This is a genomic window from Mesorhizobium sp. J428 (assembly GCF_024699925.1).
Taxonomy (GTDB): Bacteria; Pseudomonadota; Alphaproteobacteria; order Rhizobiales; family Rhizobiaceae; genus Mesorhizobium_A.
Genome location: NZ_JAJOMX010000001.1, coordinates 1,671,599 through 1,696,984, shown reverse-complemented (window position 1 = coordinate 1,696,984; position 25,386 = coordinate 1,671,599). Strand labels below are relative to the sequence as shown.

The 25,386-nt window shown below is 64.8% G+C and carries 20 protein-coding genes, 1 pseudogene and 1 riboswitch; of the genes and pseudogenes, 17 read left to right on the top strand and 4 right to left on the bottom strand.

Annotation, left to right across the window (positions count from 1 at the left end; translation table 11 throughout):
* Window positions 1–11: 11 nt before the first annotated feature.
* Window positions 12–710 carry a GntR family transcriptional regulator gene (locus LRS09_RS08375; protein ID WP_257805309.1) on the bottom strand — a complete coding sequence of 233 codons (699 nt, stop codon included), beginning with the start codon at window positions 708–710 and terminating at the stop codon, window positions 12–14.
* 211 nt (window positions 711–921) lie between these two features.
* Between LRS09_RS08375 and LRS09_RS08370 the strand changes: the two genes are divergently transcribed.
* The 7 genes from LRS09_RS08370 to LRS09_RS08340 all read left to right on the top strand — a co-directional run bounded on the left by LRS09_RS08370 (window position 922) and on the right by LRS09_RS08340 (window position 7,435).
* Window positions 922–1,326: an SDR family NAD(P)-dependent oxidoreductase gene (locus LRS09_RS08370; protein WP_257805308.1), complete on the top strand. Its 405-nt coding sequence runs from the start codon at window positions 922–924 to the stop codon at window positions 1,324–1,326.
* The gene (locus tag LRS09_RS08365) at window positions 1,323–1,754 is read left to right on the top strand and encodes an SDR family NAD(P)-dependent oxidoreductase (RefSeq protein ID WP_257805307.1); all 432 of its coding nucleotides are present in this window, start codon (window positions 1,323–1,325) and stop codon (window positions 1,752–1,754) included. Before LRS09_RS08370 ends, LRS09_RS08365 begins: the two co-directional genes overlap by 4 nt.
* An 18-nt stretch (window positions 1,755–1,772) precedes the next feature.
* Window positions 1,773–2,426, top strand: a complete 654-nt coding sequence (locus LRS09_RS08360) for an NADPH-dependent FMN reductase (RefSeq protein WP_257805306.1) — start codon at window positions 1,773–1,775, stop codon at window positions 2,424–2,426.
* A gap of 86 nt (window positions 2,427–2,512) precedes the next feature.
* Window positions 2,513–3,481 carry a TAXI family TRAP transporter solute-binding subunit gene (locus tag LRS09_RS08355; RefSeq protein ID WP_257805305.1) on the top strand — a complete coding sequence of 323 codons (969 nt, stop codon included), beginning with the start codon at window positions 2,513–2,515 and terminating at the stop codon, window positions 3,479–3,481.
* A gap of 49 nt (window positions 3,482–3,530) precedes the next feature.
* The gene (locus LRS09_RS08350) at window positions 3,531–5,486 is read left to right on the top strand and encodes a TRAP transporter fused permease subunit (RefSeq protein WP_257805304.1); all 1,956 of its coding nucleotides are present in this window, start codon (window positions 3,531–3,533) and stop codon (window positions 5,484–5,486) included.
* A 25-nt stretch (window positions 5,487–5,511) separates the two neighbouring features.
* On the top strand, window positions 5,512–6,552 hold the full coding sequence (gene gtdA, locus LRS09_RS08345) for a gentisate 1,2-dioxygenase (RefSeq protein ID WP_257805303.1): 1,041 nt from the start codon (window positions 5,512–5,514) through the stop codon (window positions 6,550–6,552).
* Between the two features lie 28 nt (window positions 6,553–6,580).
* Window positions 6,581–7,435: a fumarylacetoacetate hydrolase family protein gene (locus LRS09_RS08340; RefSeq protein ID WP_257805302.1), complete on the top strand. Its 855-nt coding sequence runs from the start codon at window positions 6,581–6,583 to the stop codon at window positions 7,433–7,435.
* A gap of 176 nt (window positions 7,436–7,611) precedes the next feature.
* On the opposite strand, the gene LRS09_RS08335 is transcribed toward LRS09_RS08340, so the two are convergent.
* Window positions 7,612–8,745 carry a LysR family transcriptional regulator gene (locus LRS09_RS08335; protein WP_257805301.1) on the bottom strand — a complete coding sequence of 378 codons (1,134 nt, stop codon included), beginning with the start codon at window positions 8,743–8,745 and terminating at the stop codon, window positions 7,612–7,614.
* Here LRS09_RS08335 and LRS09_RS08330 point away from each other — a divergent pair.
* From LRS09_RS08330 to LRS09_RS08310, 5 genes are all read left to right on the top strand, one after another.
* Complete coding sequence (locus LRS09_RS08330) at window positions 8,708–9,685, top strand: ABC transporter permease (protein WP_257805300.1); 978 nt, start codon at window positions 8,708–8,710, stop codon at window positions 9,683–9,685. The two genes, LRS09_RS08335 and LRS09_RS08330, sit on opposite strands and share 38 nt — an antisense overlap.
* On the top strand, window positions 9,682–10,476 hold the full coding sequence (locus LRS09_RS08325; RefSeq protein ID WP_257805299.1) for an ABC transporter permease: 795 nt from the start codon (window positions 9,682–9,684) through the stop codon (window positions 10,474–10,476). Before LRS09_RS08330 ends, LRS09_RS08325 begins: the two co-directional genes overlap by 4 nt.
* 58 nt (window positions 10,477–10,534) lie before the next feature.
* Window positions 10,535–11,605 carry an extracellular solute-binding protein gene (locus tag LRS09_RS08320; protein ID WP_257805298.1) on the top strand — a complete coding sequence of 357 codons (1,071 nt, stop codon included), beginning with the start codon at window positions 10,535–10,537 and terminating at the stop codon, window positions 11,603–11,605.
* Window positions 11,606–11,666: 61 nt separating this feature from the next.
* Window positions 11,667–12,785 carry an ABC transporter ATP-binding protein gene (locus LRS09_RS08315; protein ID WP_257805297.1) on the top strand — a complete coding sequence of 373 codons (1,119 nt, stop codon included), beginning with the start codon at window positions 11,667–11,669 and terminating at the stop codon, window positions 12,783–12,785.
* On the top strand, window positions 12,734–13,510 hold the full coding sequence (locus LRS09_RS08310; protein WP_257805296.1) for an aspartate/glutamate racemase family protein: 777 nt from the start codon (window positions 12,734–12,736) through the stop codon (window positions 13,508–13,510). The genes LRS09_RS08315 and LRS09_RS08310 overlap by 52 nt, the downstream gene beginning before the upstream one ends.
* Window positions 13,511–13,690: 180 nt before the next feature.
* On the opposite strand, the gene rtcR is transcribed toward LRS09_RS08310, so the two are convergent.
* Complete coding sequence (gene rtcR / locus LRS09_RS08305) at window positions 13,691–15,304, bottom strand: RNA repair transcriptional activator RtcR (protein ID WP_257805295.1); 1,614 nt, start codon at window positions 15,302–15,304, stop codon at window positions 13,691–13,693.
* Window positions 15,305–15,513: 209 nt separating this feature from the next.
* On the opposite strand from rtcR, the gene LRS09_RS08300 reads away from it, so the two are divergent.
* Both LRS09_RS08300 and LRS09_RS08295 read left to right on the top strand, forming a co-directional pair.
* Window positions 15,514–17,073, top strand: coding sequence for a TROVE domain-containing protein (locus LRS09_RS08300; RefSeq protein ID WP_257805294.1), 1,560 nt, complete (start codon window positions 15,514–15,516; stop codon window positions 17,071–17,073).
* Between the two features lie 1,034 nt (window positions 17,074–18,107).
* Window positions 18,108–19,499: an RtcB family protein gene (locus LRS09_RS08295; RefSeq protein ID WP_257810156.1), complete on the top strand. Its 1,392-nt coding sequence runs from the start codon at window positions 18,108–18,110 to the stop codon at window positions 19,497–19,499.
* 89 nt (window positions 19,500–19,588) lie between these two features.
* On the opposite strand, the gene LRS09_RS08290 is transcribed toward LRS09_RS08295, so the two are convergent.
* Entirely contained in the window at window positions 19,589–20,620 is a 1,032-nt protein-coding gene (locus LRS09_RS08290) for a Gfo/Idh/MocA family protein (RefSeq protein WP_257805293.1), read from the bottom strand.
* A gap of 95 nt (window positions 20,621–20,715) precedes the next feature.
* A riboswitch (cobalamin riboswitch) is annotated at window positions 20,716–20,925 on the top strand.
* A gap of 108 nt (window positions 20,926–21,033) precedes the next feature.
* On the opposite strand from LRS09_RS08290, the gene LRS09_RS08285 reads away from it, so the two are divergent.
* The 3 genes and pseudogenes from LRS09_RS08285 to LRS09_RS08275 all read left to right on the top strand — a co-directional run bounded on the left by LRS09_RS08285 (window position 21,034) and on the right by LRS09_RS08275 (window position 25,367).
* On the top strand, window positions 21,034–23,925 hold the full coding sequence (locus LRS09_RS08285) for a ribonucleoside-diphosphate reductase subunit alpha (RefSeq protein WP_257805292.1): 2,892 nt from the start codon (window positions 21,034–21,036) through the stop codon (window positions 23,923–23,925).
* Window positions 23,926–24,064: 139 nt separating this feature from the next.
* A pseudogene (locus LRS09_RS08280) lies at window positions 24,065–25,182 on the top strand (ribonucleotide-diphosphate reductase subunit beta).
* A complete protein-coding gene (locus LRS09_RS08275; protein WP_257805291.1) occupies window positions 25,173–25,367 on the top strand; it encodes a hypothetical protein in 195 nt (64 codons plus the stop codon). The pseudogene LRS09_RS08280 and the gene LRS09_RS08275 overlap by 10 nt, the downstream one beginning before the upstream one ends.
* The last annotated feature ends 19 nt before the right edge of the window (window positions 25,368–25,386 follow it).

The window sequence follows — 25,386 nt, the reverse complement described above, 5'->3', positions numbered from 1 at the left end:
CGCTGCTGACCTCAGCTTTCGGGGTCGGGCTTCGGATCGTGGAGGATCGAGAACAGATGGCCGCTCATCGCCGCTTCCGCCCAGTCGGGGTTGCGCGTCTTCAGGGCGGCGATGATCTCGTTGTGCTGCCGGTGGGTGCGTTTGGTCCGCTCGTCCACAGGCTCGCTGTACTGGTTGAAGATCGAGGCGGGAAGCTCGAGGGAAGACGCCAGGATCTTCTCCAGCCGGGGGCTGTCCGCAGCCCGCGCTATGGTGGCATGGAACTCGTTGTTGAGCTCGTCGAAACGGGAAAGGTGCCTGTGCCAGCCGAGATCGGCGAAGACAGCTTCCATCTCGGATTCGATCGCCTCCAGGTGGGCGATCTGCGCCGGGGTGATCCGCAGCGCGGCGCGCCTGGCGCCGTGGCCCTCGAGTTTGGCGCGGAGGCGGAAGATCTCCGCGACATCCGCCATCGAGAAGCTCGCGACCTGGCCGCGCCTGTAGCGTTCGAGGACGACGAGGCCTTCGTTGCCGAGCCGGCTCAGCGCCTCGCGGATGGGCGTGCGGCTGACGCCGATCCTCTCCGCGAGCTTGGCCTCCTGCAGGGTTTCGCCGGAGCGAAGGTCACCGGAAATGATCGCTGCGCGAATATGGCGGTAGGCGATCTCAACTGCCCCGTTCGCATCGGAAGCGTCTTTCGACGGCACTGTGCCGGAGTTTTTGCTGTCCATGAGCGAAGCCATGCGGGTCGATCGGATTTGGACCAATCGCACAGGGTGTCGGCGCCTGCAAGGTATTCAACGAGGTATACGATATTGGGATCGGTGACGCATATTGCCGCATAATCAGTTGACCGAACGGGCGTTTTGTATACGATAATCCAATCATACGAGCTGGCGTCGCCAGGCGCCACAGGGGAGCGAGATGAAGATTGAGCCCGGAATGGCTGCGTTCGTCACCGGCGCAGGATCGGGAATCGGCCGCGGGATTGCACTGGCGCTTGCCCATCGTGGCGTGAGCGTCGGGGTCTGCGACATCCGGCTGGACGATGCCGAGAAAACCGCTTCCCTGATCAAGGCGGCGGGTGGGAAGGCGCTCGCGGTCAAGGCCGACGTCTCCGTTCGCGAGTCCGTCGAAGAGGCGGCCGATGCCGTGTCCGCCGCTTTCGGAGCGGTGTCGATCCTCTGCAACAATGCCGGGATCGCGATGCACGGGGTGCCGCTTCACGAGATCAAGCAGGCCGACTGGGACTGGGTGATCGGCGTCAACGTACGTCGGCGTGATCCACGGAATGAATGTGTTCATGCCCCCGCATGCTCGCAGCCGGAAAGCCGGCGCATGTCGTGAACACCGCCTCGATCGGCGGCTTCCAGGTCAATCCGAACTTCCTCACCAGCGCCTATTCCATGACGAAATATGCCGTCGTCGCACTCAGCGAAGGGATGCAGAACGAGCTCGCAGGCACGAATGTGGGCGTGTCGGTTCTCGCTCCGGCAGCGGTCGACACGGGCATCCATCTGTCCGAAAGGAGCCGTCCGGATCGTCTCGGCGGCGCCTATGTTCGTCCGGAAAACCATTTCATGGGCGACCTCATCAAGGACAGCGCCAGGCCCGAGGACATCGGCGAGCAGGTCGCCGCGGCCATCGAGCTGAACGAGTTCTACATCTTCACGCATCCCGAGACGCAGCATTGGCTGGAGGCGCGGCACGAGCGGATTCGCGCGGGCTTCGACGCGGCGCGTACGGGCGGGCGGGCTCCTCGCCCAGGCCGCTGAATAGGACGGAGTTCGGATATGCTCGACAAGACCAGCTCCTTCGGTGTTCCGCCCGGTCGCGGGGGTCATCGGCCGCATGTCGTCGGCATCGGCGGAACCACGAGGATCGGATCATCGTCGGAAACGGCACTCCGCTTTACGCTCGCTGCGGCCGAGCGGCTGGGCGCGTCGACGGAGATGATCGTCGGGCCGCTGCTCGACCTGCCGATGTACGATCCTTCGGACGACCATCGCAGCCCCTCGGCGCGCCGCCTGGTGCAGTCGCTGCGCCGTGCTGACGGAGTGATCATCTCGACGCCGAGCTACCACGGGGCGCTGTCGGGCGTGATCAAGAACGCGCTCGACTATGTCGAGGACATGCGCGGGGACGCCCGGCCCTATTTCGACGGGCGGGCCGTGGGCGTAATCGTCACGGCGTTCGGAGCGCAGGCTCTCGGCACCACGCTGGTTGGCGTCCGCTCTATCGTGCATGCGCTGCGCGGCTGGCCGACGCCGTTCGGCGCGGCGCTGAATTCGCAGAACAAGCCGTTCGAAAGCGGGTTGCCCGCCAACCGTGAAGTGGAACTGCAGCTTGAGACGGTGGCCACCCAGGTCGTCCGTTTCGCTGCCATTCAACACGCCGTGACGGAAGACGAGATGCGCTACCAAAGGGCGTCGGCTTCCGGCGCCTGAGGGCGCAGACCAGATACCGGCGTCGGGGAGGAGAACCGGCGCCGGCGAAACCAGCCCTGTGAAAGACGGGGCAAAGGAGGAAAAACATGAATCTGTTCTCGAAAGCCGCTTTGGCGGGCGCCGTCGCGCTCGCCTCGTCCTGGACGCTGTCCGCCCAGGCCCAGACGGTCAGCATATCGACGCTGCCGCCTGGATCTATCAACAACGTCCAGACCCAGGCCATCGCGAAAGTCGTGCAGGAGAAGGCAGGCATCCAGATGCGTGTCATCACCTTCAACTCGCCTGCGGCGAGCATGGGCGCGGTGCAGGCGGGCGAAGCCGGCTTCACCTTCATGTCGAACGACGAGGTCGGCATCGCGGTGCGCGGCAAGGATGAGCACGCCGGCAAGCCGCTGGACAAGCTCCAGCTTGCCGCGACGGTGTTTCCGTTCAAGGTTGGCGTGCTGGTGCGCGACGATTCCGACATCAAGACCGTGGCGGACCTGAAGGGCAAGCGCTTCCCGACCGGCTGGCAGGGCTTCCCGCAGGGCATCGCCCTCTCGAACGCGATCCTCGCAACCGCCGGGCTCTCGCTCGCGGATACCGACGGCGTTCCGACCGTGAACCTGCTGCGCGCGGCGGACGACTTCAAGGCCGGGCGGCTGGACGCGACGGTGTTCGCAGTCGGCGCTCCCAAGATGGCCGAGATCGACGCTTCGGTGAAGATCCGCTTCCTGAGCCTCGACGATGCCGATCAGGCCAAGGCCGCCATGGCGGCGATCCGCCCCGAATACACCGTCGCACCGCAGACGCCTCTGCCGCACCTCAACGGCGTCATCGGCGAGACCAATCTGATGCAGTATGCGATGACGGTCGCCGCCAGCTCCGACGTGGACGAGGAGACCGTCTACAAGGTCGTCAAGGCGCTCCACGAGAACAAGGACGCCCTCGTGGCAGCGCATCCCTCTTTCAACGCGATGAACCCGGACAATATCTCGGTTCTCCAGCCCGACGTGAAATATCACCCGGGTGCCGTCCGCTACTACAAGGAGATCGGAATCTGGAAGGGAGAGTGACCCTCGACTTCGCCTGATCGAACCAGCGAGACGGATCCGGACACGACCCATGAGCGTTGATACAGAAGTGGAATTGACCGCGCCCACGTATGGCCCGGTCGGCTACGCCACCACGATCCTCGGATCCGTCATCGCCCTGGCGGGCATTGCGTGGGGGGCGGACCTGTACCGCCAGTTCGGCTTGAACTTCCTGGCCGAGCAGTTCCTCGCGGTGATCCTCGGTCTGGCCATGTCGATCGTCTTCCTGGTCCGCCCGTTTCGCGGCGGGGTGGGCATCAGGACGACGGCGCCGTGGTACGACTGGTGCCTCGTGGTCCTGTCGCTCGGGATCGGCACCTACATGGCATGGAACTATCCCCGCATGCTGGGGGAGTTCTTCAATTCGCCGCCCGACGTGCTGATCGTCGCGTGGCTGCTGTTCGTGCTCGTGATGGAGGCGCTGCGCCGCGCCTCCGGCTGGCCGCTCGTTGTCACCGTCATGTGCTTCTTCCTCTACGCCCTCGTCGGCCATCGCGTTGGCGGCGCGTTACAGACGCGTGAGGTCGAGGCGACTGGAATGGTCGTCTACCTTGCACTCGACACAAGCGGCCTGTTCGGACTGGTCCTCCTCATCGGCGTGACCGTGGTCATTCCATTCGTCTTCTTCGGCCAGCTTCTCTCCTCGTCCGGCGGCGCGAGCTTCTTCAACGACGTCTCGCTCGTCCTGATGGGCCGCTTCCGTGGCGGCGCGGCCAAAATCGCGATTCTCGCTTCCTCTCTGTTCGGCTCCATCAACGGCATCGTCGTTTCCAACATCCTGGCGACAGGCGTAGTCACCATCCCGATGATGAAGAAGTCGGGCTTCAAGCCGGAACATGCGGCGGCCATCGAGGCCAGCGCCTCGAACGGTGGTCAGCTCATGCCGCCGGTGATGGGCGCGGTCGCGTTCCTAATGGCCGACTTCCTCCAGATCAGCTACGCCGAGGTGGCCGTCGCGGCACTCGTGCCGTCGGTGCTCTACTATTGCGCGCTGTTCATCCAGGCCGACCTCGAAGCGGCCAAGGGCAAGATCCTCCCGGTGCCCGCCAGCGAGATACCCCGAATAGTCGGCGTGCTCATGAAGGGCTGGCTGTTCCTTCTGCCCTTCGCCGTCCTGATCTACGCGCTGTTCTGGCAGAACCGGGAACCCGAGAACGCGGCGATCTTCGCCTGCATCGCCGTGATGGCGATCGGGTTTTCCTTCGGCTACGGAACGCATCGGCTGACGCCGAAGGAAGTCTGGAACTGCGTGGTCCGGACCGGCGTATCGTCGGCCGACATCATCATGATCTCGGCCGCGGCCGGCTTCATCATGGGCATCCTCCAGCTCACGGGGCTGAGCTTCGCGCTGACGCTGTATCTGGTCGATCTCGGCGCCGGGAACGTCTACCTGCTGCTCATCATCGCGGCGGTCCTCTGCATCGTGCTCGGGATGGGAATGCCGACGCTGGGCGTCTACGTCCTGCTCGCGGTGCTGATCGTGCCGGCGCTGGTCGAGACGGGCATCCCGCCGCTCGCCGCGCACATGTTCATCATCTACCTCGGAATGATGTCCTTCGTGACGCCGCCGGTGGCGATCGCGGCCTTCTTCGCCGCGAACCTGGCGAAGGCCGACCCGTTCAGGACCGGCTGGGCCGCGATGCGCTTCTCGTGGACGGCCTACATCGTGCCCTTCCTGTTCGTTTTCTCGCCCAGCTTGCTCCTGCAGAGCGGTTCGTGGACGGAAACGGCCCTCTCCATCTCCACCGCGATGCTGGGGGTGTGGTTCGTCTCCGCCGGCATGATCGGATACGCCCTCGGTCGTCTCTCCGCCCAGCTGCGGGTCGCCTTTGTCATCGGTGGCGGACTGCTGATGATCCCCATCGAGATGTTCTCCATCGCCGGCTATCTCAACGTTGCCGGCCTCGCCCTCTGTGTGGCGGCGCTGGCCGCAAACTACTTCGGCAGGAAGGCGGCCGCGACCCATCATGAAGTCGCCGCCGAGTAGTCGTTAGACCAGGAAAGGACCAGACATGAACGCGCCATCGTCGAGCCCCGAACAGCGGCAGGCCTTCTACGATCGTCTCGAGCCGCAGAACCTCGCTCCGCTGTGGGAGAAGCTGAAGGGGCTGCTGCCGGACGAGCCGAAATCCAAGGCCGCGCCGCATCGCTGGCGCTACTCGGACGTGCGACCGCTGGTGATGGAGTCGGGCAAGCTGCTGACCGCGCAAGAGGCGGAACGGCGCGTTCTGGTGCTCGAGAACCCCGCCCTTCCCGGCATGTCGCGCGCAACCTCGACCATGTATGCCGGTATCCAGCTCATCATGCCGGGCGAGACTGCGCCCGCCCACCGCCATACACCGTCCGCCCTCAGGTTCATGCTGGAGGGCGAGGGCGCCTTCACCGCCGTGGGCGGCGAGCGGACGACGATGAGACGCGGCGACTTCATCATCACGCCGTCCTGGGCGTTCCACGACCACGGCAACGAAGGCACCGAGCCGTGCGCCTGGCTGGACGGTCTCGACCTGCCGCTGGTCGCATTCTTCGAGGCTGGGTTCAACGAGCACTACAACGACGAGCGCCAGTCGATCGTGCGGCCGGAAGGCGACGCGCTGGCGCGGTTCGGCTCCAACATGCTGCCGCTCAACGCCACCAGCCGCTACGGCATGACCACGCCGATCTTCAACTATCCCTACGAGCGGACCCGGGCCGCTCTCGTCGCCGCGGCCGAAGGCGACGGTCCCGATCCGCACGAGGCAGTGACGCTGCGCTATTCCAATCCGATCGACGGCGGCTGGGCGATGCCCACGATGGCCGCATGGATGACCTTCGTCCCCAGGGGCTTCGAGACGAAACCCATCCGCTCGACCGACGGCATCGTCATGGCCCTGGGAGAAGGCGCGATGACCGCCCGCATCGGCGACAAGACCTTCGACATGGCGGAAAAGGACGTGGCCGTCTCGCCCGGATGGACCTGGAGAAGCTTCAAGGCGTCACAGGACAGCTTCATTTTCTGCTTCTCCGACCGCGTCGCGCAGGAGAAGCTCGGCCTGTGGCGCAAGCAGCGCTCCTAGTCGGCAACCGAACTGCAGGAAAATCAGCATGCGTATCTGCCGCTTCGACGACGACCGCCTGGGTGTCGTCTCCAACGGACTGGTCCACGACGTGACCGCCGTCGCCGACGAACTGCCCGCGCTGAAATGGCCGCTGCCGCGGGGCGACCACTTCTTCAACCATCTCGACCGGCTTCGGCCGAGGATCGAGGCGATGGCGAAGACCGTGCCGGGCAGGCCTGTCTCGGAGGTCAAGCTGCTCTCGCCGGTGGCGAACCCCGGCAAGATCGTCGCCGCGCCGGTGAACTACAAGCTTCACCTCGACGAGTCCCGGGCCGACACGCAAATCAATTTCGGCACGCAGGTCAAGACGATCGACGACTACGGCGTCTTCCTGAAGGCGACGAGCTCGATGATCGGCGCCGGCGACGTCGTTGTGGCCGACTGGCCGGAGCGGCGCATCGACCACGAGATCGAGCTCGCCTTTGTCATCGGCAAGCAGGGCTTTCGCATCGCGGAAGAGGACGCGCTCTCGCATGTCGCGGGCTACATGATAGGCCTCGACATGACCATCCGCGGCACCGAGGACCGATCGTTCCGCAAGTCGCTCGACACCTTCACCGTGTTCGGTCCGCACATGGTCACGGCGGACGAGATCGGCGATCCGAACAGTCTCGACTTCGAGATCAGGGTGAACGGCGAGACCCGCCAGAAATCGAACACCGGCCTCCTGATCTGGAACGTCCAGAAGCTGATCGCCTACGCGTCCAGGGCCTATACGCTCTATCCCGGCGACGTGTTCATGACCGGCACGCCCGAGGGCGTGGCCCCGGTCGTGCCAGGCGACCGCATGCATGCGTGGATCGAGGGGATCGGAGAGATGACCGTCGCGGTCGGCGGCTGAGAATGGCCTCCAGCCTCGGTCAAAGCCCGGCAAATATCTCAGCTTGCCGGCGCCGGATGGCGGGAGAAAGAGGCGAGGTGTCGAAGGGGCTAAGCCGGATCGGTCGCAGCGACGCCCGATTGTGACAACATTCACCGTCAGACCATAGGCCGGCGCCACGACGAGCTTGGCGCCGTTTACCCATCACTCAGTCCGACCGTGCGTCCGGCAGAGCGCGCCTTGTCCAGACAGTCCCGGATACAGTCGGTGAGAGCCTCCGCAACGATGCGGCCGATACGTGACAGCGGTTTGCGAGCGTCGATGGCGACGCTGACGGTCTGAGGCTCCGCACCCTTGTCGCGCACCGGCAGGAACACCAGCGATCCTTCGGCCAGTTCGGGCGCGGCATCGAGCTCCGACGTGAAGGCGATGTAGCGGCCGCTTCTGGCGAGCGTCTTGACGAGCTGCAGCGAGTTGGTGACCAGCGTCTTCCCTGTATCGGAGAAGAGCCAGCCGTAGCGGGCATCCAGATAGCGGCGGATCGGGAGCGCCTTGCTTTGCAGGGCGATGGGAAAGGCGACGGCTTCCTGGAGACTGATCGTCCCAGCGCCCGACAGCTGGTGGCCCGGCGCCGTCACGCAGCCGAAGGGCAGGTCCGCTCCCCAGAGGATATGCACGTCGCGGCGCGGCGACAGGTTGAAGGCGGCGACAAGGTCGGCATTTCCGGAAAGAAGCTCCGTCAACGCATCGTCCGGGCTGGCGACCTCCACCTCGAGCGAGATTCGCGGGTGCTCGCTCGCCAGCCGCGCGATGAACTGCGGGAGGAACCCGTTGACGTGGCTGTCCATGGCGACAAGACGGACATGGCCCTGGCTGATGCCCTGCAGCTGCCGGACCTCGGTTGCGGTGCGCCGCTCATCCGCGCGCCAGCGGCGGGCCAGGGTGACCAGCGCGTCACCGGCCGCGGTGAGCCGCATTCCGCGCGGAACCCGCTCGAACAGGGCGACCTCAAGATCCTGTTCGAGCAGCAATATCTGCCGGTCTATCGCCGACGCCGCGACGTTGAGCTCCTTCGCCGCCCGCTGGATAGAGCCGGACCGGGCAACCTGATCGACGTAGCGCAACGAGGCGGGAACGAGCGAGCCGCGCATGCAGGGTTTCCATTCTAAAATTTCGAACTCATTGTTGCCCAAGCTGCGCTGGACGGCAATGCACTTTTCCCGGATCATTCGCTCCAAGGTCAAAAGGCCATCGTCCGCAATCACATCTGAGGTTCGGACAAGGGGAACTCGGATGAACGGTCTGGACAGCGCAAAGCCGATCGCTGGCATCAGCCGTTCCGTCACCGGCTCGCCGCCGACGGACGGAAGGGGGATCGCCGGGGATTTCGCGAGGCATCTCTACCGGGTGGCCGGCAATCGCCTCGCCGGCTACCTGCTGGTCGCGCCGACGGTGCTCTTCCTGGCGATCTGGTTCCTGTGGCCGGTGCTTTCGATGGTGGCTCTCAGCGTCTCATCGCGCAATGTAGACGGCGCTATGGTCGACGGTTTCACGCTGGAGAACTACCTCCGGCTTTTCTCGACCGATCTCTATTTCCGGATCCTGCTGCGCACGATCCGCATCGCGGTGATGACGAGTCTGATCGCCGCGATCCTCGCTTATCCGCTGGCGATCGCGATCGCGCGCGGTGGCCCCTCGCTCGCCAGGCTGGTGACGATCACGATCCTGGCGCCGCTGCTGGTCAACGTCGTGGTGCGCTCCTACGGATGGCAGGCAATCCTCAACAAGACCGGCGCGCTCGCCTGGGTGCTGAAGCTCTTCGGCATCGAGAACCCACCGATGCTGCTCTACACCGAATGGGCGGTGCTGATTGCCTGCGTGCACGTCTACCTGCCGTTCATGGTGATGCCGCTCGCCACCGCCATCGGCCGCATCGACCGCACGGTCGCCGAAGCCGCCCGCGTCGCCGGCGCACCGCGCCTGGCGGTTTTCCTCCGCATCATATTCCCGCTCAGCCTGCCGGGACTGGCGGTCGGCGTGTCGCTCGTCTTCTCGCTGAGCGCCGCCGCCTATGTCACGCCTCAGATCCTCGGCGGCAACTTCTCGCCGCTCTTGGGGACGCTGATCGAGCAGCAGATTCTGACCCTCAACGACTGGCCGTTCGGCGCGGCGATCTCGACGCTGCTCATCGCCATGGTCCTGGCGATGAACCTCGTTTTCCTCAGACTGGCAAACCGGCGCTTCGCGCGCTGGACGGCAGGCGCGCGATGAACGAAGAACTCGGCCCCTTCATCAAGATCGTCGTCGCGATCATCCTCGCACTCGTCGTCGCGCCGCTGGTCGTGCCGATCCTGATGTCGATCTCCGACACGCCCTTTATCGTCTTTCCGCCGCAGGGCTTCACCCTGCATTGGTACGGCGAGGTGCTGGCCAATCCCGAAGCGCGGGGCAGCTTCCTGTTCTCGCTCAGGCTCGCCGCCGCGGTCACGCTCATCGCGCTCGCCCTGGGCGTGCCCTGCGCGGCGGGACTGACGCGCTACCGCCTTCCCGGACAGGAGGCGGTGCTGGGGCTGATCCTGTCGCCGCTGATCGTGCCGCTGATCGTCACCGGCGTTGCGTTGCTCCAGCTCTTCTCCATGCTGGGATCGCGGGCAACCTTCATGCAGCTCGTCATCGGCCACACGGTGGTCTGCCTGCCCTATGTCATCCGCGCGGTCTCGGCGAGCTTCGTGCTGGTCAACCGCAACCTGGAGGACGCGGCCGCCGTACTCGGGGCGCCGCCGCATGTCGTTGCCACGCGGGTGATCTGGCCGCAGGTGCGGCCCGGCATCCTCGCCGGCGCGGTGTTCTCCTTCATCGTCTCCTTCGACGACTATCCGATCTCGATGTGGCTGGCCGACGGCAACAATTTCCCGATCCCTCTCTATCTCTTCACGGTGATCGAGCGCTCCTTCGACCCCTCGATCGCCGCGATCGCGTCGCTGATGATCTTCTTCGCCCTTCTTCTCGTGCTCGTCATCGAGAAAGTCTTCGGCATCAGCCTGGCGAGGCTCGCCACCTGATGCCGGCCGCGTACCGTTCATCCTCCCCAAATATCGCCCCAGGAAAAGGAGCAGTTCAATGACACGAATGAGCAGAAGAACCTTCGGCAAGCTCGCGCTCGGCACCGCCGCGCTCGCCGCACCGATGGGCTTCATGCGAAACGGCTGGGCTGCCGGCAAGGAAATCAGCATCGGTATCTGGGGCGGCTCGCAGGGCGAGTTCGTCAAGAAGGAGATCATCCCCGCCTTCCAGAGCGACTTCGACTGCACTGTTATTGCCGAAGAGGGCTTCACCCTTGCCAATGTCGGCAAGATGCGCGCGACCAAGGACAACCCGAAATTCTCGGTGATGTTCATCGACGACGTGGCGATCCCGATCTGCAAGCAGGAGGGGCTGATCGCCGAATTGCCCAAGGCGGACATGCCGGCACTGGAAAAGCTCTATCCGCGCTTCGGCTTCGACGGATGGGGCACGGCGCTTGCCATCTCGGTGGCGAGCCTGTTCCACAACACGAGCGTGACCCCGCCGGAAACCTATGCCGAGCTGTGGGATCCGAAATATGCCGGCAAGCTGAAGCTGGTCAGCCCCAAGAACACGCCCTCGGTGTTCTTCCTGATCGTCGCCTCGGCGGTAAAGAGCGGCAAGCCGCTGGCCGAGGCGCAATACGAAATCGACGACGCCTTCGACAAGGTGGCCGAGCTGAAGCCCAACATCATGAACCTGTTCGACAACGGGCCGCAGGCCGCGAACGAGGTCGCGCAGGGGCAGGCCGACATCGGGCTGCTGGAACTGTCGAAATACATCTATCCCTACACCGCCAAGGGCGCGCCGGTGACGATGAGCTTCCCGAAGGAAGGCAGCTTCGCCGGCAACAACTGCCAGGTGCTCGTCAAGGGTGGGCCGAACCAGGACCTCGCCGTTGCCTTCATGAACCGGATGCTGGAACCGGCGGTACAGAAGGCTTTCTCCGAATATGCGCTGACCGCCCCGCCGGTCTCCGGCATCGAGTTCTCGGAAGAGACGCTGAAATACATCGCCTATCCCGTCGAGGAGATGGACAGCCGCGGCCTGTTCACACCGGACTGGGAATTCATCAACGCGAAGCGTTCCGGGTGGACCGAAAAGCTGAACGGCATCTTCGCCGTCTGATCGCTGGCCGAATGGCTGCCAGCCGCCGGCTGGCAGCTTCGCATCGAAAAGGGAAAGCGCCATGTTCGCAGCATCTGCACCAGAGTCGCGCGGCGCGGAGGTCCGGCTCACAGGACTGTGCCGGAGCTACGGCGACAATCACGTCGTCCGCGACGTCGATCTGACTGCCTCCGGCGGGGAAATCCTCGCTCTGCTCGGCCCGTCCGGATGCGGCAAGACCACGACGCTGCGGATGATCGCGGGTCTCGTCGAACCGACGTCCGGCGACATCACGATCGACGGCAAGCCCATCACCGGCCTGCCGGTGCACAGGCGCAATCTCGGCATGCTGTTCCAGAACTATGCGCTGTTTCCTCACCTCACGGTCCTGGAGAATGTCGCCTTCGGCCTGCAGATGCGCGGAGTTCCGAAGCAGGAGATCGCCGGCAAGGCGAAGGAGGCGCTGCGGCTCGTGCGGCTCGCCGGCTTCGAGGACCGCATGCCGGCAGCCCTTTCCGGAGGGCAACAGCAGCGCGTCGCCATGGCGCGCGCCATCGTCTACCGTCCGCGGGTGCTGCTGCTCGACGAACCCTTCGGTGCGCTCGACAGGAAGCTGCGCGAGGAAATGCAGATCGAGCTGCGCCAGCTCTGCAACGACCTCGGCCTGACCACCATCCTCGTCACCCACGACCAGGAGGAGGCCCTGGTTCTAGCCGACCAGATCGCGGTGATGCGCGACGGGCGTATCGAGCAGGCGGCCTCCGCGCGCTCGGTCTATGAGCGGCCGGCGTCGCATTTCGTGGCCGGTTTCATCGGCACGTCGAATTTTCTCCCCGCGACCGTCGTCAGCCAGAGCGGCGATGGCATGCGACTCGAAGGCGAAAACAACCGCACCTTCCAAAGCACCGTCGCGCCGTCGATGGCTGCGGGCAGCCGGGCGATCGTGGCCATCCGGCCCGAAAGCGTGACGCTTGCACTCGGCAACCCGGCTGACGCCGGCATGGTCAACACGGTTTGCGGCGTCGTGCTGAGGACGGTGTTCAAGGGACAGACCCTGTCCGTCTGGATCGGTTTGCCCTCGGGCATGGAGTTCGCCGTCTCGCTGCCGATCGAAGCGACCGGCGCCGTCAATCCGCAGCCCGGCGAGACTTGGACGGCCTCCTGGTCGCCGGAGCGCACGTTGGTGATGCGCGAGCAATGAACAGGGAAACGACGTCGGCAGCCAGCCCCGCCATCGGCTTTATCGTGCCCTCTTCCAACCGCATCGTCGAGCGTGCGACACGGAGGATCCTTGAACGCGTGCCCGGCATGGACGCCTGCTTCGCACGGGTTCCGTATGGCGGCCACCCGGCCGACGGCTACGACACCGCTTGCTTCGAGACCGGCGCCGCGATGCTGGCGGAAGCGCGTGTCGACGTGATCTGCTGGAACGCGACGCGTGGTGCGTTGCTCGGTTTCGAGCCGGACAGACGGCTTTGCGATCTGTTGGAACACCGCACCGGTATTCCCGTCACCACGACCGCGCTGGCCACGCTCGACCTGCTGACATCCAGGAAGCTGACCCACATCGGGCTCATCGCTCAGGGAAACTCCGAGGAGGGCCAAAAGCTGGTCGGCAATCTCGCCCGAAGAGGTATCCACGTTGCCGCGGCGTACCATCTCGGTATCTCGGATAATTTCGAGGCATCCCGGGTCTCGAGGGAGCAGATCACAGGTCTGACGGAACAGCTGGCCGCGAACGGGCGGCTGGACGCCGTTCTGATCTGGAGCACCAACCTGCCGGGCTTCGCGCTGGCGCGGGAAATGGAAGGCAGGATCGGCATCCCCGTGCTCGATTCCACGATGATCGGCATCTTGGCCGCGCTTGAGGTCGCCGGCGTCGACATCGAAAGCGCCGAAGTCTTGGACAATATTCGGTCTGCATGAAGCCCCGAAAGCCGTTCCGCGGAGGACGGAGTAATCGCGAATCCGATGGAGCGTCACGCTGACAATGAGCTTCGCTAAATGCGAGTAAGTGGATAGCTGGCCACAGGCATGCCGATTCGTTGGGGTCCGTAGTCTCGATCTACGTCTTTGCCTGTTCCCAAAAGCCGTCGGTCAATCACTTCATGGCCGAACGACCATGTCGAAGCTCAATCCAAACCGAGCCAGGTATTTTCGCAGGCGGTCAGCGTCGTTGCTGCTTGTCTTTTCCAAGCGGGAGACCGCGAACAGCCGTCGTCCGGCAGCACTGAGTGAGCCAGTCTCCCGGCACGCGGAGATCACGGTTGCCAGCTGCGCGCTTTCGAACAGGTCGATAGCCTCGGCGCGATCGGATCCAAGAAGCTCAACAAGCACATCTTCACTCCCGGGAGTGTTGGCTCCCGTGGACCACAGGAGGCGGAGGCGCGCGATCTCGTCGCGGACGGTCTCCTCGTTGATGCGGCCTTGCGGCGCCAAAGTCGCCATGCGCGTCACCGAGGCGGACAGGTCCCGGAAGTTGGCGCGCCACGTGGCTTCCGGTGCCGCGGCAAACCGGAGATAGGCCTCGCGCGCCTCCCTGTTGAAGGTGACGTTCTGGCCTTCGCGCTCACTGTATCGCCGCAACTCGAACTCCAGGTTCGGCTCGATGTCTTCCTTGCGGTCCTTCAGCGCCGGCAGGCTGAAGGTCCAAAGATTAAGCCGGGCGAACAGGTCCTCGCGGAACCGGCCCTCCCTGACACTGACGGAGAGGTCGCGATTGGTGCCAGCCAGGAGCTGGAAGTCCGACGTCGTGTCGCGATCGGCGCCGACAGGCAGGAACCGCTTCTCCTCGATGGCCCGCAGGCACATTGCCTGCTCATCCAGTCCGAGCTCGCCGATCTCGTCGAGGAACAGCACGCCCTTGTCGGCGGACTTCATCAGCCCCGCCCGTTCGGCCTGCGCGCCGGTGAAGGCGCCCTTCACATGGCCGAACAGCGTCGACATTGCCTGGTCGCCGCGCAGCGTCGCGCAGTTGACCTCGATGAAATCGCCCGAAACCTGACGCTGCGCCTTCTTAAGCTCATATATCCGCTTGGCGAGTTGCGACTTCCCGGCGCCGGTGGGACCGGTCAGCAGCACCGGCGCGCGCGAGCGGATCGCGACCTTCTCGATCTGGTCGATCATCTGGTTGAAAGCGGGGCTGCGCGTCGCGATGCCGGATTTGAGAAAGGACGTCGCCTCGTCGCGCTCGGCGGCGAAGCGCGTCGCGATGGCATCATAGCGCGACAGGTCGAGATCGATGATCGAATGGCTGCCGACAATCTCGACGGGATCCTCGGGTGAGGTTCGGCGTGGCGGCGGCGACAGTTGCAGCAGCCGGGCGGGGATGAAGCGCGCCTCCGTGAGCAGGAACCAGCAGATCTGTGCGACATGCGTGCCGGTGGTGATGTTGACGAGGTAGTCCTCCCGCTCGGTGTCAAAGATATAGGCGCGGGCAAAGTCGCGCAGGTTCGTGTAGACCTCGCTGAAATCCCAGTGGTCGCGCAGGCTCATCAGATGCTCGCGTACCTCCGTTCCGGGGGAGACCTGCTCAATGTCGCCGACGATCTGTCTCGCCAGCCTCCCGGATCCCGGACCGTGGATGAGCTCAAGCCGGTCGATGAAGAGGCTGGGTTGCATGCAGAGGGAGACCGTTGGCCGCCAGCGCTTCCAGCGGTCGTCGCGGCCGCCGGCGTCGAGCGTGGTACCGAGGATGCTGATCACGACACGGCGCTTCATTCTTATCCTGCTGGATAATCTTCTATCCTGTCAGATCATTTCACTTGCAGGGCACCTCCGTCAATGATCATTCGGACCGCCCCCGCTCTAAAATTTTTTACTTTTATTATCAGACGCTTATCTTAATTCGACGCCAACTCCACCTGTTTTCTCCTCAAACTGGCACGCCTTTTGATCTGAGTATGCCGTGAATGAGAAGGATGAGAACGATGGCAAACAAATCCGTGTTTGCGGCGATCAGGGGAAAGCTGCTCCCGCGCACCGACGCGACGAACCATGAGGGCGCGCCGGCCTACGGCTTGACGCTGCATCAGGCTCTCGCGCAGCTCGCTGCGACGGGAACGTTCAACGCGACCTTCTACGCGGATGCGCGGGAGCAGCTGGACGAGGTCACGAAGCTGGCATGGCAGGTCGAGCCGGAGTTCCTGGCCAAGACCGCCGTGCATGCCTTCGAGCAGGGCTACATGAAGGACATGCCGGCGTTCCTGCTGGCTGTCCTGTCGCAGATGCAAGGCGACCAGTTCGAGCGCGCGTTCGGCCGGATCGTGAAGAACGGCAAGATGCTGCGCACCTTCGTGCAGGTCATGCGGTCGGGTGCGACCGGGCGCAAGTCGCTCGGAACGCGTCCCAAGCGGCTGGTGCTTTCGTGGCTGGAGAGGGCCACGGACGTCGAGATCATGCGCGCCGCGGTCGGCAACGACCCGTCGCTGGCGGATATCGTGAAGATGGTTCACCCGAAGCCGGCCTCGGCCTCGCGTGAAGCGCTCTACGGCTATCTGATCGGCAAGCCGCACGATGTGAACGCTTTGCCCGGCCTTGTGCAGGCGTTCGAGGCGTTCAAGCGCGACCCGTCGCTGCCGGTGCCGAACGTGCCGTTCCAGATGCTCACCGCGCTGCCCCTGACGAAGGAGCACTGGGTGGGGATCGCCGCGACGGCCGGCTGGCAGATGCTGCGGCAGAACCTCAACACCTTCGCACGCCACGGCGTGTTCGAGGTGGAGGGGTTTGCCGAGCGGCTTGCCCGTCGGCTGGCCGACGCCGGTGAGGTGAAGCGCTCGCGCGTCTTCCCCTACCAGCTGATGGTCGCGTTCATGAACGTCGATCCGGCCGTGCCACAGGTCGTCCGGGACGCGTTGCAGGACGCCATGGACGTGGCACTCGCCAACGTTCCGTCGTTCGGCGGAAACGTGGTCGTCTGCCCGGACGTGTCGGGGTCGATGGGGTCATCCGTGACGGGATTCCGCAAGGGATCCACTTCGACGGTCCGCTGCATCGATGTCGCTGCCCTGGTGGCGGCGTCCGTCCTGCGGCGCAACCCGACGGCGCGGGTCCTGCCGTTCGAGAACGATGTGGTGGACATCCGTCTCAACGTTCGCGACACGGTGATGACCAATGCGGCGAAGCTCGCGGCGATCGGCGGTGGCGGAACGAACTGTTCGGCTCCGCTGGCGCGGCTGGTGAGCGAGCGTGCAAAAGTCGACCTGGTGCTGTTCGTCTCGGACAACCAGTCCTGGGTCGACGCTACGGCGCATCCGCACCAGGGGACGGGGACGATGCAGGAATGGCGAAAGCTGAAGGCGATGAACCCGAAGGCCAAGCTGGTCTGCATCGACATCCAGCCTTATGCGACGACGCAGGCGAAGGGCTCCGGCGACGTGCTGAACGTCGGCGGCTTCTCGGACCGTGTGTTCGACGTGGTCGCGGGCTTCGTGTCGAGCGGTAACGACCCGGATCACTGGGTCCGCGCCATCGAGGCGACCAAACTCTGACCAGGCTTCCGGCGGCGCGTCCGCCGGGAGCACCCGAAAGCGCATGACGAATGCCGATGGTACTACAGGCTGTTACCCTCCAGGTCGCGGGTTCGAATCCCGCCGGGTCCACCACTGCGGGCCCGTAGCTCAGCGGATAGAGCAGGTGTTCGCCGAAAGGCGGGCGACGTTTCATCACCCTTGTCGTCATCGCGTATCGGGATTGCCAAAGAGACTGGAAAAAGGAGACAATATCACTGCGTGACGAATGAACGCGGAACTACATGTATGCGGGTTCGATTCCCGCCGAGGTCGAGAGACGTCGTAGCTGATTGGATAGCAACGTTCCGCGACACCTTGTCGTCACGCCTCCTATCGCGGCGAATGCAGACGGAACTACAGCATCGAAGGCGGGACTGCCCGTGGGGTTCGACTCCCCACCTCGCAGGCGCTCTCTGGCATGAGCGGGGTTCCCGGAGTTTCGTCATCCTTGTCGCCGCTCACTAAATGCATTGGCGGATGCAGGCAGGACTACAGGTAGCGCGCCCGCTTTCGAGCGGGAGGTCGGGTGTTCGATTCACCCCCGCAGGCAACCGCGGTAGCGCAGCAGATCGGTCCTGCCGATCCTTGCCGCCAGGCATGGAAGGGCGAATGCAGTCAGGACTACAGGATAGAGCACCCTGCTTCGGCCGGGAGGTCGGGCGTTCAAGTCGCCCCTCGCATCCGTATAGGTGCGAAGTAGCTCAGAAACCGTCGTGACGTTTCTTGTCGCCAACCCGGAAGGACGAATGCGTGCAGGACTACATCGGTAATGGCGGTTCGAATCCGCCCGACGGGCCGAAAGGCCTGTCGAGAGTCCTGCAGCCTCTTGTCGTCCGACCATCGATACCAGCGCCGGATGCCGGCGGGACTACAGGTAGACGCAGCCCCTCACGGGGTGGCCGAAAGGCGTGGAGGATCGAGACCTCCCTTCGTTCCTGGCGAAGTGGCGGAAAATCGTCTCGCAACCCTTGCCGTCGCTGGACTGAATGAACGGATGAATGTGGATGGATGAGATGGTTGACGTGCTGAGTGGACAGGATCTGATCGACGCCGGACTGGCGCAGGGCAAGTGGTTCCGTGACGCGCTGGCGGCCGGCAACGAGGTGCTCGCGCGCGGCGGCTCCCATGCCGAGGCGATCGCGGCTGCGCGAGCTTTCGAGCCGCCGCCGGCGATCCCGCTGCATGCGCAGGACGCGGTGTCGTTCCACGTCAACATCGCGGCCGAGAACGACCACGAGGCGGCGAACGTCGCGGCTGTGAGCAACTCCATGCGCGTGCTGATGCGCACGCCGGTGGTGCGCGCCGGCGCGATCATGCCCGACGCCTGCCCGGCGGGCCCTCTTGGGACGATTCCGGTCGGAGGCGTGGTGGTCTCCGAGGCCATTCATCCCGGCATGCACTCGGCCGACATCTGCTGCTCGATGGCGATCTCGATCTTTCCGGGCGTGTCGCCTGCCGCCCTGCTCGACGCGGTCCATGCGGTGACGCATTTCGGACCCGGCGGGCGGCCGCGCGGCCAGCAGATTCGGCCGCCGGCGGAGCTTGCCGCGCGAATCGACGCCAATCCTTATCTGCGCGACAACATGAGCGTGGCGATCGAGCATTTCGGTACGCAGGGCGACGGCAACCACTTCGCCTTCGTCGGCACGCTGAAGTCGACCGGCGAGACGGCGCTTGTGACCCATCACGGTTCGCGGGCGCCGGGCGCACGGCTCTATTCCCGCGGCATGAAGATCGCAGAGGACTTCCGCAGGCGGCTGTCGCCGGCGACCCTGCCCCAGAACGCCTGGATTCCCGCCGACACGCAGGAAGGCGAGAGCTACTGGGACGCGCTGCAGACGATCCGCGCCTGGACGAAGGCGAACCACGAACTGATCCACGACCTCGCGGCGGAGCGTCTTTCCGCCAAGGTCGGCGACCGGTTCTGGAACGAGCACAATTTCGTCTTCCGGCGCACGGACGGCCTGTTCTACCACGGCAAGGGAGCGACGCCCGCCTTCGATAACTGGGCGGACGACGCGACCGACCTGACGCTCATCCCGCTCAATATGGCGGAGCCGGTGCTGATCGCGCGCGGAAAGGATGCAGCGCATGGATTGGGCTTCTCGCCGCACGGCGCGGGGCGCAACTTCTCGCGCACCCAGCACAAGCGGCTTCAGGGCCACCGGAGCGTCGAGGAGATCTTCGCCGAGGAAACGAAGGGCATCGACGCGCGGTTCTTTTCGGGTGTCACCGACATCTCGGAACTGCCGAGCGCCTACAAGAGCGCGTCCGCCGTCCGTCGGCAGATCGAGGACTATGGCCTTGCCGAGATCGTCGACGAAGTGCTGCCCTATGGCTGCATCATGGCCGGCGACTGGGAGGCCAACGCGCCTTGGCGGAAGAAGCGGCTGCTGCGTTCCTGATGAGCAAGCACCATCCAGAACTGTGTGGGGGGATGAGAATGATCCGCTTCTCGACCCGGAAGTAAGCGGCCTGCTGCAGGCGATTACCGTCAGCTCGCCTCGCAGCGGACGGGCCGGCCTGCGCGGCCGGTCTCGATCAGCGCGTCGATCAGGCGGTGGACCTTGAGAGCTTCCTCGCCGGTCACCTTCGGGTCGCGGCCGGTGCGGATCGCCTCGACGAAATCGGCCATGACGGCTCGGTGATAGTCGTGCGGGAAGGCCATCGGGTCGGCTCCGGTGCCTCCCGCCGAGCGGTCGGGTTCCATGGCGATCTTCCGGCCGTCCTGAAACTGCACGAGGAGTTCGGTGCCGCGCAGCAGCGCGGTGCCCTTCTCGCAGGTGAGGATAATCTCCTCGGGGAAGCCGGGATAGGCGGCCGTCGTCGCGTCGATCGTGCCGATCGCACCATTGGCGAACCGCGCGGCCGCACAGACCATGTCTTCCGCCTCCATGCGGTGAACCGGCGTGGTCGTCGTGAACCCGGTCACCTCCTCGACCGGGCCGGCGAGGCTTAGCATCAGGTCGAGCGTGTGGATGCCCTGCGAGATCAGCACGCCGCCACCGTCGCGGGCCAGAGTGCCGCGACCCGGCTCGTCGTAGTAGGACTGGGGACGCCACAGCCGGATGATCGTGGAACAGCCGACGATGGCGCCCAGTTCGCCCGCGCGCAGCATCTCCGCCAGCTTAACCCCGGCCGGCCGGAACCGATGCTGCAGCACGACACCGAGCCTGACCCCCGCCTTGCGGCAGGCGGCCACAAGTTCCTCGGCGCGCGCGGTGGTGATCTCCAGCGGCTTCTCCATCAGCACATGCTTGCCGGCCTCCGCGCAACGCATCGCGATGTCGCGATGCGTGTTGGCCGGCGAGAGAACCGCCACCGCTTCGACGCTGTCGTCGTTCAGGATCGTGTCGAGGCTGTCGCAGAGCGGAAAAGGAAATTTCGCGCCGAAAGCCTGTCGTCGTTCTTCGCTGCGCGCATAGGCATGCGCGACCTCGACCGTATCGGCCAAACCCGTCAGTCCGCGCGCATGCGGTGTCACCGCCATGCCGAGGCCGACAATCGCAATGCGTGTCTTCGTCACGTCCACTTCTCCCAAGGCTCGGTGGCGAAACATAACCGACACGGACTTTCACACAACAGTTGAAGCGACCTGTTGACAGTCCGAGGGCCTTTCCTTCTAGATGTTGTGGTCATGGTTCTTCCGAGTCGTTCCAGCTCGGAAGCTAAGAGGGAAGCCGGTGCGTGTTCACAATGCCGGCGCTGCCCCCGCAACTGTAAGCAGTGAGCTTGCGTCGAGTTTTGCCACTGGTGCCCGACGGCGCCGGGAAGGCCGACAAAAGCGGCGACCTGCGAGCCAGGAGACCTGCCGTGACGGATCTGAACGAACCACGGGCGGGGTGTCCCGGCGGTGCGCTGTGTCTGCGTGCGGCTTGAGGAGCCCGCGTCCGGCATGCGTTCCACGCCATCCCCGTCCACAACGCCTACGGGGAAAAGATGCCGGCGACTGCGACACTCGACACCAAGGGAACCTCACCGGTTCCACCCTCCCTCGACACCGGTGCGCGGCGCGACGCCGAGCCCGGCTACCGGGTCATCCGGCGCAACGGCGGCCTGACGCCGTTCGATCCCACGAAGATCACCGTGGCGCTCACCAAGGCCTTCCTGGCGGTGGAGGGCTCGACGGCGGCCGGTTCGCGGCGCGTCCATGATGCTGTGGAAGGCCTGACCGAGCAGGTCGTTTCCGCGCTGACAAGGCGCGCGGGCGAGGGTCGCATCTTCCATATCGAGGACGTGCAGGACCAGGTCGAGCTCGCCTTGATGCGCGGCGAGCATCACAAGGTAGCGCGCGCCTATGTGCTCTACCGCGAGGAACGGGCGCGCGAGCGCGCCGCCGAGAAGGCCGCGGCCGTCGAACAGGCGGCGCCGTCGCTGCACGTCAAGGCCGAGGACGGCGTGCTCCTGCCGCTGGACGAGGCGCGGCTGGCGCGGATCGTCGAAGAGGCCTGCGACGGTCTCGATGCGGTCTCGGCCCAGCCGATCCTCGCCGAGGCACGGCGCAATCTTTACGACGGCATCACGCTCGACGAACTGTCGCTCGCCCCGATCCTCGCCGCGCGCACGCTGGTCGAGCAGGAGCCGAACTATGCCTTCGTCTCCGCCCGCCTGCTGCTCGACCGGCTGCGGCGGGAGGCGCTGTCCTTCGTCTCCGGCCGGACGGAACTGGCGACGCAGGCCGACATGGCCACGCGCTATGCGAGCTATTTCCCTGATTTCGTGAAGACGGGCATCGAAGCCGAACTGATCGATCCGGAGCTCGGCCGCTTCGACCTCGCCAGGCTGGGCGCGGCCCTGAAGCCGGAACGCGACCTGAACTTCCAGTATCTCGGCCTCCAGACCCTCTACGACCGTTACTTCCTGCACACGAAGGGCAAGCGGTTCGAGCTGCCGCAGGCCTTCTTCATGCGGGTCGCGATGGGGCTGGCGATCCGCGAGATCGACCGCGAGGCGAGGGCGATCGAGTTCTACGACCTGCTCTCCTCGTTCGACTTCATGGCCTCGACGCCGACGCTGTTCAATTCGGGCACGACCCGGCCGCAGCTCTCCTCCTGCTTCCTGACCACGATCGGCGACGACCTCGACGCGATCTTCAAGGGCATCAAGGACAATGCGCTGCTCGCCAAATATTCCGGCGGTCTCGGAAACGACTGGACGCCGGTGCGCGGGCTCGGTGCTCACATCAAAGGCACGAATGGCGAGAGCCAGGGCGTAGTGCCGTTCCTGAAGGTCGCCAACGACACCGCGATCGCGGTCAACCAGGGCGGCAAGCGCAAGGGCGCGGTCTGTGCCTATCTCGAGACGTGGCATGTCGACATCGAGGAGTTCCTCGACCTGCGCAAGAACACCGGCGACGACCGCCGCCGCACGCACGACATGAACACGGCCAATTGGGTGCCCGACCTGTTCATGGAGCGCGTCGAGGCCGATGCCGAATGGACGCTGTTCTCGCCCGACGAGGTGCCGGATCTGCACGACCTCTACGGCAAGACGTTCCGCGCGGCCTACGAAGCCTATGAGGCGAAGGCGGCAGCCGGCGGCTTGAAGGTGTTCCGCAAGGTCCGCGCCGTGGACCTGTGGCGCAGGATGCTCACCATGCTGTTCGAGACAGGGCATCCCTGGATCACGTTCAAGGATCCCTGCAACATCCGCTCGCCGCAGGGCCATGTCGGCGTCGTGCACTCCTCCAACCTGTGCACCGAGATCACGCTGAACACGTCGAGGGACGAGGTGGCGGTGTGCAATCTCGGCTCCGTCAACCTTGCCAACCACGTCACCGAAAAGGGTCTCGACCTCGACCGCCTGGCGAGGACAGTCGGCACGGCGATGCGCATGCTCGACAATGTCGTCGACATCAATTTCTACACGATCCCGGAAGCACGGCGCTCGAACCTCAGGCACCGTCCCGTCGGTCTCGGCCTGATGGGCTTCCAGGATGCGCTGCAGGTCCTGCGCATCCCCTATGCGTCGGACGCCGCGGTGGAGTTCGCGGATCGCTCAATGGAGGCGATCAGCTACAATGCGATCTCCGCCTCGGTGGATCTTGCCGCCGAACGCGGGCGCTATCCGAGCTTCGAGGGTTCGCTCTGGTCGAAGGGCATCCTGCCGATCGATTCCATCCGCCTGCTGGAGGAGGCGCGGCCCGGCGTCGAGATGGATGCAACCTCGACGCTCGACTGGGAGACGCTGCGCAGGCGGGTGAAGACCACCGGCATGCGCAACTCCAACACGATGGCGATCGCGCCCACCGCGACGATCTCGAACATCTGCGGCGTGTCGCAGTCGATCGAGCCGGGCTACCAGAACCTGTTCGTCAAATCGAACATGTCGGGCGACTTCACCGTCGTGAACGCGCAGCTCGTCCACGACCTGAAGACGCGCGGCCTGTGGGACGAGGTGATGGTGTTGGACCTGAAATATTTCGACGGGTCCGTCGGCCAGATCGACCGTGTGCCGGACGACCTGAAGGCGCTCTATGCGACCGCGTTCGAGATCGACACCGCATGGCTGATCGAGGCAGCCTCGCGCCGGCAGAAATGGATCGACCAGGCGCAGTCGCTCAACCTCTACATCGCCAATCCGTCGGGCAAGAAGCTGGACGAGCTGTATCGCCTGGCGTGGAGGAAGGGGTTGAAGACGACCTACTACCTGCGCTCGCGCTCGGCGACCCATGTCGAGAAGTCGACGCTGAAGGGCACGGACGGCAAGCTGAATGCGGTGTCGGCCGTGGTCGCCGCGGCACCCGTGTCCCAGCAGATCATCGTCAATCCGGACGCCGCGTGGGGCAAGGCCTGCGCCATCGATGATCCCGACTGCGAGGCTTGCCAGTAAGACTGATTGCAATCGAGCAATCCGGCGCCGACCCTCACCTGCCTGACGGCATACCCTCCCCGTTCACGGAGAGGATGGCCCGAAGGGCCGGATGAGAGGCGGCGCCGAGCGCTCAAGGAATTTCAAGGAGAACAAGAAAATGCTCGACTGGTCCGAACCGAAAGCCACCGCGGCGAATCTCATTCCCAATGCTCCCGCCGTCGACGCCACCGGCCTTGGCGAGATCGAGCGCGGCGGTGCGCGCGTGTCGGTGGACGACAAGCGCATGATCAATGCGCGGGCCGACGTGAACCAGCTGCTGCCGCTGAAGTATCGCTGGGCGTGGGAGAAGTATCTTTCCGGCTGCAACAATCACTGGATGCCGACCGAAGTGTCGATGCAGGCCGACATCGCGCTCTGGAAGTCGCGCGAGGGCCTGACCGACGACGAGCGGCGCATGATCAAGCGCAACCTCGGCTTCTTCGCCGCCTCCGAAAGCCTGGTGGCGAACAACATCGTGCTCGCCATCTACCGTCACCTGACCAATCCCGAGTGCCGGCAGTATCTGCTCCGGCAGGCCTTCGAGGAGGCGATCCACACCCACACCTTCCAGTATATCGTGGAAAGCCTCAGCCTCGACGAGGGCGAGCTGTTCAACATGTATCGCGAGGTGCCGTCGATCACCGACAAGGCGGCCTGGGCGCTGAAGCACACGCAGAACCTCGACAACCCGGACTTCCGGACCGGCACGCCGGAGGCCGACCAGTCCTTCCTGCGCGACCTCGTCGCCTTCTACGTGATCTTCGAGGGCATGTGGTTCTACACCGGCTTCGCCCAGATCCTGTCACTCGGGCGGCGCAACAAGATGGTCGGCATCGCCGAGCAGTATCAGCATACATCCTGCGCGACGAATCCATCCACCTCAACTTCGGCATCGACGTCATCAACCAGATCAAGCTGGAGAACCCGCATCTGTGGACGAAGGCGTTTCAGGACGAGGTGCGCGGGATGATATCCAATGCAGCGCAGCTGGAGGCAGCCTACGGCCGGGACACCATCCCGCGCGGTTTCCTCGGGCTGAACGCGGCGCTGTGCGAGCAGTACATGCACTTCATCGCCAACCGCCGCTGCGCGCAGCTCGGTCTCGTTCCGGTGTTCGCGGAGGCGGAGAACCCGTTCCCGTGGATGTCGGAGGCGATGGATCTCAAGAAGGAGAAGAACTTCTTCGAGACCCGCGTCATCGAATACCAGAACGGCGGGGCGCTCGCATGGGACTGATGCGGCCCTTGCCGTCGCCGGAACAGGTGTTCCTGTGCTGGCTTGTCGCGCAGCCCCCGGAGGCGGACATCGTCGCCGGCGCCCGGGCGCAGATGGAGCGGCTGGCCGTCCACCGGGACGAGGCGGCCGTGCGGACGCTGAAACGTCTTTTCGGCGAGTTGATCGAGGAGTTGCAGGGCGAGTAGCAAATTCGTTCCGCAACCT